The sequence below is a fragment of the Micromonospora sp. PLK6-60 genome (genome assembly GCF_019890675.1).
Lineage (GTDB): Bacteria > Actinomycetota > Actinomycetes > Mycobacteriales > Micromonosporaceae > Micromonospora.
Map to the genome: position 1 here is coordinate 1 of NZ_JAIOAA010000035.1, position 8,461 is coordinate 8,461.

Genomic DNA, 8,461 nt, shown 5'->3' on the forward strand with positions numbered 1-8,461 from the left:
GGGGGGCGCCCGCCGCGCCGCGGCGGCCCCGCCGCACGTCCCCGGCCGGGTCGCACCCGCCGACGGTGCCGTCCGAGAACCGCCAGACCCGGCACCCGCGAAGCGGTTCGCTGGGCCCATGACCAACTCGTACCAGGAACAGGCCCGTCGCTTCCGCTCCCTGCACCGCCCCGGCGAACCGCTGGTGCTGCCCAACGCCTGGGACGCCGCGAGCGCCCGGCTCATCGCGCAGGCCGGGGCGACCGCCATCGCCACCACCAGCGCAGCCGTCGCCTGGAGCGCGGGCGCGAGCGACGGCGGAGCGCTGGGCCCCGAGCGCGCCCTCGACCTGATCGCGCGGGTGGCCGCCGCGGTCGGCGTGCCGGTCACCGCCGACATCGAGGACGGGTACGCGGCCGATCCCGCCGGGGTCGGCGGGACGATCCGCCGGGTCCGGGACGCCGGGGCGGTGGGGGTGAACCTGGAGGACGGCCGGCGGCCGGTCGCCGAACACGCGGCACGGAACGCGGCGGCCCGGAAGGCCGGCGGTCCGGCGCTGTTCGTCAACGCCCGGGTCGACACGTACCTGCTGTCCCTCGGCGATCCCGCCACCCGGCTGCGCGACACGCTGGAGCGGGCGGCGGCCTACGTCGCCGCCGGCGCGGACGGGATCTTCGTCCCCGGCGTGGCGGACCCCGACCCGATCGCGGCGCTCGCCGCCGGGATCCCGGTGCCGCTGAACGTCATGGCCGGGCCGGGGTCGCCGTCGGTCGGCGAGCTGGCCGGCCTGGGCGTCGCCCGGGTCAGCGTCGGCCCGGCGATCGCGCTGGCCGCGTACGCGGCGGCGCGGCGGGCCGCCCGGGAGCTGCTGGCCGCCGGAAGCTACCGGGGGCTCGACGGCGCCCTGGACTTCGCCGAGCTGGACGGGCTGATGGCGGCGGACCCCGCCGTGACCCACTGACCCCGCCCTCGCCGGGGTGGTCCCTCCGCCGCTGCCACGGGGGGACCACCCGGCGACGGGTCAGGTGACCTTGAAGGCGCGGGTGACGCTGTAGCCGGCCAGGTGGTCGGTGTCGGCCGGCTTGTGCACCCGGTAGGTGTAGGTGCCCCGCGCGGACGGCTTGACGGCGAACGAGTAGGTGCTCGTCGACGACAGCGTCCGGTTGGCCACCGTGGTCCACCGACCGTTGACGTACCGCTGGAGGTACACGTACTTCCCGGCGTGGGACGGGGAGACCTTGCCGGACAGCGTGACCGACCCGCCGAGGGCGACGGACGTCCGCGACAGCGACACCGAGATGGTGGTCTTCACCCCCACCGTGCGCAGGGTGCTCTCCGACCCCTGGTAGCTGGTCGAGTTGCGGTAGACCCACTTGTAGTCGAGGCTCCACGACGGCTTGTGGCTGTAGGCCAGGTTGCCGGAGCTGTTGCTGGTCGCGGTGGCGATCAGCGTCCAGGTGGTGGTGCCCTTGCGCCGGCCGTACAGCTGCACCGCCGCGCCGCCGATCGCGGCGCCGGTGTCGGCGCGGACCAGCTTGCCGGTGACCGTCACCGCCGAGCCGTAGGCCAGCGCCGTGACGTTGCTGCCGACCGTGGTCCGGGTGCCGGTCAGCCGCACCGAGGGCGCGACCGTGCTGTACCGGCCGCCGCGGTCCCGCACCCAGAACCGGAAGGTGTACGTGGAGCCCGACGCCAGCCCGGTCGCCGTCACGCTCCGGCCGGTGCCCGCGTACACCGCGGTGCCCGAGGTCGGCGAGGACGGCGCGGTGGTGCCGGTGGCCCGCCGCACGATCACCTGGTCCACGTCGAGGATGGCCGGCAACGTCCAGGACAGCGCGGCCGAGCCGACCCCGCCGATCGCCTTGAGGGCCGTCACCGGCGGCGGGGGCAGCGCCGCGACCGTGAAGCCGTACCCGACGGACATCGAGCGGGTGCCGTCGGCCTTGACGCTCCGGACGTTCAGCAGGTATTCGCCGGCGGCCGGCGGCGTCCAGGTGAGGGTGCCGCTCTCGTCGGTGCGGGCCGCGATCCGGGTGTACGGCGACCAGTTCACCGAGTACTCGTACGCGGTCGCTCCCGGCACCCGGGGATGGAAGGTGAAGACGCCCGGGGCGAGCCGGCCGGTGCCGTTGAGCGGGAAGTGGGTCGAGCTGATCAGCGGGCCGTTCGTGGCCGACCAGGCTTCCCCGGCGCGTTCCGTCTGCACCCCGGCGGCGTTGCGGGCGACGATGCTCAGCGAGTTGAAGCCGGGCGTCGTCGGCGTGTAGGCGAAGGTGACCGAGCCGTCGACCGCCGCCCGGTAGGTTCGTTTGCTGGCCTCGGCGCCGTTGAACACCACGACGTAGTCGGTGACGTTCGCCATCCGCGTGCTGGCCCGGAAGGTGGCCGGGGTGCCGACGACGTCGCCGCCGGTGCGGGTCAGCGTCGGCATCGCCCCGTCGACCGTGATCCCGTGGAAGCGGGGCTCGGAGAGGGTGCCGTCCGCGCTCCGGCTTTGGATGCGCAGGCCCCTGAGGCCGAACTCGGTGGCCGTCCAGGTGAGGTCCGCGGTGCCGTCCGCCCGCGCCGGGACGGTGACCTTGGTGACCGGTCGCTCCTCCAGGCTCAGGTACTCCGACCAGTAGACGTACGCCGTGACCTCCGGTGCCCGGGGGGTGAGGCGGAAGCGCAGCGACGACCCGACCGTCACGGTCCCCGGGTCGCCGGTGACCGTCGGGCCGTTGTCGACGACGAACGAGTAGGCGCGGTCGGGGTGGACCGTGCCGTCCCGGGTGACGCTGTGGACATAGAGGGTCTGCCGTCCGGCATGGGTGGGGGCGATCAGCACCGTCACCGTCCGGCCGGAGGTCAACGGCACGGTGCCGGACGGCCCGCCGCCGTCGATCCGCCAGACGAACGACACCGTGTCGGCGACCGTGGCCGTGAAGTCGAACGCGCCGGGAACGCCGACGTTGTAATCCAGGTTCGGACTCAGGTCGTGGTACGCGGCCGAGTAGACCGCCGGCCGGGTCTCCCGCACCACGAAGTAGTAGTCGAGGTAGCTGGATGAGTTGCCCGCCCGGTCGACGGCGTACGCCCGGAGCGAGTGGTAGCCGGCGGCGCGGGGTGCCCACCGGACGGTCGCCGGGCCACCCAGCCGCTCGGCGTCCACCGTCTCCCAGGTGGCCTCGTCGGACAGCTCCGAGGAGTAGAACCGGTAGCGGTAGCTGACCGTGTCGTCGGACGCCGAGGTGAACGTGAAGTTCCCCGGCGTGTCGACCGCGCCGCTGGCCCGGTCCCAGTCGCCGGCGGGATAGTCGGCGGAGGTGACGGTCGGCTCCGGGCCGCCGGTGCGGTCCACGGTGAAGTGGCAGGTGCCGCTCCACGGCGAGGCGTCCGCGCCGTCGAGGACCCGCACCCGCCAGGCGTACGTGACGCCGTCGAGCTGCTTCGACGGGTCCTCGAGCTGGACGTAGACCTCGTCGCTGCGCTCGCCCACGTCGCGCAGCCACTGCTGCGGGTGCGCCGGGTCGGCGACGTCCCACACCTGGAAGTCGGCCCGCGGCGCGGCACCGGCCCCCGTACGGTCGAAGGTGCCGCGCAGCACCACGGCGTGGGCGTCGTTGAGCCGGGCCGGGCTCAGGTACGGCCCCGGCGCGGCGGTGGCGCACGGCTGCCCGGCGGTGGTGAGGCCGGTCGGTGCCGGCACCGCCGCGGCGGCCGGCCCGACCGCCGGGCCGACCGCCGCCGCGCAGCCGAGAACCGCCGCGGTGACCAGCGAAACCGCCCGCCGGCCAGCGCCCGAGAAAAGCTTCATTCGTCTCCCCATGGTGGACGGGCGGGATCACCGCCCGGCGAAGAGGATCGCACGCCGGGACGGCTCGCGGGGGGCGGTCACATCCGTTCCGGGGTACGGATGCCCAGCAGGTCAAGCCCCTGCCGGAGCACCCGCCCGGTCAGCTCGGCCAGCAGCAGCCGGCCGTCGCGCACCGGCTGCTCGGCCCGCAGCACCGGACAGCGCTCGTAGAAGGCGTTGAAGCTGGTGGCCAGCCGGTGCAGGTAGCCGGCCAGGTGGTGGAACTCCAGCGTGCGTTCCACCTCGGCGACCACGGTCGCGAAGCCGACCAGCTCGAACGCCAGCGCCCGCTCGGCCGGCTCGGCCAGCGGCACCGGGGCCTCCGGCCGGGCCGCCGCCCCGGCCCGCCGGAAGATCGACCGGATCCGGGAGTACGCGTACTGGAGGTAGGGCGCGGTGTTCCCGTCCAGGGACAGCATCCGCTCCCAGTCCAGCACGTGGTCGCGGTGCCGGTCGCTGGCCAGGTCGGCGTACTTCACCGCGCCGATGCCCACCGCCCGGCCCACCTCGGCCGCCTCGGCCGCGTCCAGCTCCGGGTTCCGCTCCCGGGTCAGCGCGGTGGCCCGGGACACCGCCTCCGCCAGCAGCGCCACCAGCTTCACCGACCCGCCCGCCCGGCTGCGCAGCATCCGCCCGTCCGCGCCGAGGATGGAACCGAACCCGACGTGTTCCGCCCGGGCCGGCGGGGCGAGCCAACCGGCCTGCCGGGCGACCCCGAACACCATCTCGAAGTGCCGCCGCTGCGGCAGGCCGACCACGTAGACCAGCCGGGTGGCGCCCAGTTCCCCGGTCCGCTGCCGGAGCGCCGCCAGGTCGGTCGCCGGGTAGCCGTACCCGCCGTCGGACTTGCGGACGATCAGCGGCAGCGGCGCCCCGTCCCGCCCCACCGAGCCGGGCGGGAAGACGCAGGCGGCCCCCGCGCTCTCCCGCAGCAGGCCGAGCCGGTCCAACTCGTCGACCACCGGGGCGAGCAGCTGGTGGTAGCTGCTCTCGCCCCGGAAGTCCCGCGCGGTGAGGGTGACGTCCAGCAGGTCGTAGACGGTGAGGAAGTACCGTTCGGACTGCTGCACCAGCAGCCGCCACAGCCGCAGCGTGGTCGCGTCGCCGCCCTGCAACGCCACCACCCGCCGCCGGGACCGGTCCCGGAACCCCTCGTCGGCGTCGAACTTCGCCCGGGCCGCCCGGTAGAACGAGTCCAGGTCACCCATCGACAGCTCCTCGGCCGCCTCCGCTTCCCCCAGGTCGACCAGGTGCTCGATGAGCATGCCGAACGGCGTACCCCAGTCGCCCAGGTGGTTGGCCCGCACCACCCGGTGCCCCCGCCACGCCAGCAGCCGGGCCACCGCGTCGCCGATCACCGTCGACCGCAGGTGCCCGACGTGCATCTCCTTGGCCACGTTCGGCGCCGAGTAGTCGACCACCACGGTCTCCGGGCCGGCGACGGCCGGCACCCCGAGCCGCGGATCCCCGGCCAGCGCGGTGACCATCCGGGCCAGGGCGGCGTCGGAGATCGTCAGGTTGACGAAGCCCGGACCGGACACCTCCGCGACCGCGCACAGGTCACCGAGCTCCGCGCGGTCCAGGACCGCCGCGGCGATCTCCCGCGGCGGCCGGCCGAGGCGCCGGGCCAGCGCCAACGCCGCGTCGGACTGGAAGTCCGCGCGCTGCGAGCGCCGGACCACCGGGTCGACCGGGCCGCCGGCCACGGCCGCGAACGCCGGCGCCAGCCGGTCGGTGAGCAGCTTTTCACAATCCATCGGTACGCCGATCTCGTGCGGATCCGTCTCGCGGATCTCCGACTGGGATGCGGGCGGACCGAGGCGTACGGGGGTGACCGGCGGCTCGATCCGCCGGTCGCAGGGAGCGGGTGCTCAGCGCGGGCGGTTGCGGGACCGCCGGCGTCGCAGCGCGCCGAGCTGGACGTCGGAGGACGTCGGCAGGTGCGGCTGCGGGCTGGTCATGGCGACACCCTAGCCGCCCGGCCCGGGTGCGGCGCAAGGCCGTTCCGGACCGGGCGGCCGGCGTACGCCGAAAGTCAGGCCGGCGTGGCGGTGGCCTTGCCGTGCCGCTCGGCCCGCCGCCGGATCCGGGTGTACGTGCCGGTCAGGCCCATCGCCCGGCGCACCTCGACGAGCGTGCGGCGTACCTCGGCGCGGGTCCGCTCGGTGCCGGTGTGGATCAGCTCGTCGACCAGGCCGGGCCGGTCGGCGAACCGGGCCCGCCGCTCCCGGATCGGGTCGAGGAAGCGGTTGAGGGCGACCGCGAGGGCCTCCTTGACCTCCACGTCGCCGACCCGGCCGGCCCGGTAGCGCTCCTTCAGCTCCGCCACCTGAGCCCGGTCCGGATTGAACACGTCGTGGTACGCGAAGACCGGATTGCCCTCCACCGTGCCGGGCACGTCGGCCCGGATCCGGTTCGGATCGGTGTACATGCCCAGCACCTTGCGGCGCACGGTGGCGGCGTCGTCGGCGAGCGCGACGGCGTTCCCCCGGCTCTTGCTCATCTTGCCCGCGCCGTCCGTGCCGACCAGGGTGGGCGTCTCCGACATGATCAGCTCGGGCACCGGGAAGACCTCGCCGTAGAGGTGGTTGAAGCGCCGGGCGATCTCCCGGGTCACCTCGACGTGCGCCGCGTTGTCCCGGCCGACCGGCACCACCTGCCCCTTCACGCAGAGGATGTCGGCGGCCTGGAGGACCGGATAGCCGAGCAGCCCGTACGGCATCTCCTCCCGCCCGGCGTCCCGGGCCATCTCCTTGAGCGAGGGGACCCGTTCCAGCCGGGGCACGGTGACCAGGTTCTGGAGCAGCGTGTTGAGGTCGCCCACCTCGGGCAGCGCCGACTGGAGGTAGAAGGTGGCCCGGTCCGGCTCGACGCCGGCGGCGAGGACGTCGGTGACCATCTCCCGGGCGTTGTGGGCGACCCGCTCGATGTCCTCGCGGGTGTTCCGGGTGGTCAGCATGTGCAGGTCGGCGATGATGAAGAAGCTCTCGTACCGCTGGTGCAACCGCACCCGGTTGGCGATGCTGCCGACGAGGTGGCCGAGGTGCAGCCGCCCGGTCGGGCGGTCACCGGTGAGCATCCGTGCTGCGGACATGGTCGTACGCCTTTCGTGTGCGACGGTGAGTGGGGCGCGCGGGCGCGCGGGAACGACCCGGCTGGACCCGGATCGGCGGAATCAGCTCGTCAGAACGAGCGCCGCCATCGCCCGCCGGCGCGGAACCGCAGCCCACCGGCACGAAGGACGTCGAGGATCTGCTCCCGACCGTCATGGGGACGGCCCGGGGCGACCGGCGCGGCAGCCGCCCGGAGACCGTCCGCGGTCTCCGGGGCGCAGCTGCTCGACCGGACCATGCCTGACACGGTAGCCGCTCCGCGGCTCCCGGTTCAGCCCTGCCGGTAGCTCTCCTCGTAGTAGCTGCCGACCTGCCGCCGGTAGTCGGAGTGGGCGAACTCGGCCGGGTCGAAGGCCGGCGAGTCCTTGACCTGCTCCCGGGTGCGGTCCACGTGGACGGCCCGCTCCAGGTGGTCGACCCGGTCCACCGTGCCGGCCGGCAGCAGCACCTTCCGGCCGAAGATCCACGGGCCGGTGTCCACCACCAGGTAGCGGGCGTCCGCCTCGTCGCTCGCCTCGTCGATCGAGCCGATCCGGCCGTCGGTCGCCTCGACCCGGTAACCGACCAGGTCCACCGGGGTGCCCGGGCCGGGAGCGTCGGGCCCGTCGGAACCATCCGTCCGCTGCGCCGGCACGTCGCCCGGCCTGGTCTGGTCGTAGCCGCCGGCGAGTGCGGCCGGGTCGCGCCAGGCCCACGGATTGAACGGCTGCATGATGACCTACCTCCAGTCGTCGTCCTGGACCTGGAACAGTGCCCGGCCGGCGAAAACCGGAAACAACCGTCGCGGTCGCCGCCGCTGGCATACTGGCCAGCCATGGTGCTGTCGCGTGGCTGGTCGCTCTTCCTCGTCGGAGTCGGGGTGTGGACCTGGGTGATCTGGCCGAGGTTCGCGGTGGCCATCTGGAACGACCCGCGCGCCTGGTCCGCCGGCACGGTCGGCGCCGGCTCGCCGACCGGGTTCCTGTGGGTGCACGCCCTGCTGATCGGCGCCTCCCTCGCCATCGGCACCACGGTTGGCGTGCTCGGCGTACGCGGCTGGCGCTCCACGCGCCGGCGGCACGCGGCGGAGCGCGTCGCTGACCAGGCAAGATAGCCCTACGCAGATCATGTGACGCGGGCCGCTACCCACGGATTTGACGTTCAAACCCGCAGACGCGTAACTTTCTCTCTGCCAGCGCGGAACGGGGCAAACGGGACGAGAGCCCGGGAGCGCCGCACCGGACTGGCACCGGGTCAGACAGGGGCACCAGTTCCTGCCGGACCCGGACCGGGCGGGGCTCGCCGAAACGCCGCAGGGCGGATTTGGCAGAGCGGAAGCGACCGGGTAGTGTTTACGACCGGCAGCGCACCGGGCGAGCTCGCGGGAGACCGCGGCGGCCGGGCTGCCAAATCCGATGATCAAGCGCAGTGGTTCGCCGCTGCGCGTGCTCAGCGGAGCCAACCCGCACGAAGCACGACAGACCGGGACACACGGTTTGACACGGCGGAGACGGTGAGGTAACGTAGTAAAAGTGCCCGGCGCGAGAGCGGCGGG

Annotated in this window: 6 protein-coding genes; 2 read left to right on the forward strand and 4 right to left on the reverse strand. The window is 74.0% G+C overall.

The features are described 5' to 3' along the window. Positions 1 to 118 precede the first annotated feature (118 nt). Entirely contained in the window at positions 119 to 940 is an 822-nt protein-coding gene (locus K7640_RS29610; protein WP_222958247.1) for an isocitrate lyase/phosphoenolpyruvate mutase family protein, read from the forward strand. Between the two features lie 60 nt (positions 941 to 1,000). Here the strand turns inward: K7640_RS29610 and K7640_RS29615 are convergent, their stop codons facing one another. From K7640_RS29615 to K7640_RS29630, 4 genes are all read right to left on the reverse strand, one after another. After that, positions 1,001 to 3,775: a hypothetical protein gene (locus tag K7640_RS29615; RefSeq protein WP_222958248.1), complete on the reverse strand. Its 2,775-nt coding sequence runs from the start codon at positions 3,773 to 3,775 to the stop codon at positions 1,001 to 1,003. A 77-nt stretch (positions 3,776 to 3,852) separates the two neighbouring features. After that, complete coding sequence (gene argS / locus K7640_RS29620; RefSeq protein ID WP_222958249.1) at positions 3,853 to 5,571, reverse strand: arginine--tRNA ligase; 1,719 nt, start codon at positions 5,569 to 5,571, stop codon at positions 3,853 to 3,855. Positions 5,572 to 5,849: 278 nt separating this feature from the next. Beyond that, the gene (trpS, locus tag K7640_RS29625) at positions 5,850 to 6,908 is read right to left on the reverse strand and encodes a tryptophan--tRNA ligase (RefSeq protein WP_222958250.1); all 1,059 of its coding nucleotides are present in this window, start codon (positions 6,906 to 6,908) and stop codon (positions 5,850 to 5,852) included. Between the two features lie 290 nt (positions 6,909 to 7,198). After that, on the reverse strand, positions 7,199 to 7,639 hold the full coding sequence (locus K7640_RS29630) for a PRC-barrel domain-containing protein (protein ID WP_222958251.1): 441 nt from the start codon (positions 7,637 to 7,639) through the stop codon (positions 7,199 to 7,201). A 102-nt stretch (positions 7,640 to 7,741) separates the two neighbouring features. Here K7640_RS29630 and K7640_RS29635 point away from each other — a divergent pair, with 102 nt between their 5' ends. Continuing rightward, positions 7,742 to 8,020, forward strand: a complete 279-nt coding sequence (locus K7640_RS29635; RefSeq protein WP_222958252.1) for an SCO4848 family membrane protein — start codon at positions 7,742 to 7,744, stop codon at positions 8,018 to 8,020. The last annotated feature ends 441 nt before the right edge of the window (positions 8,021 to 8,461 follow it).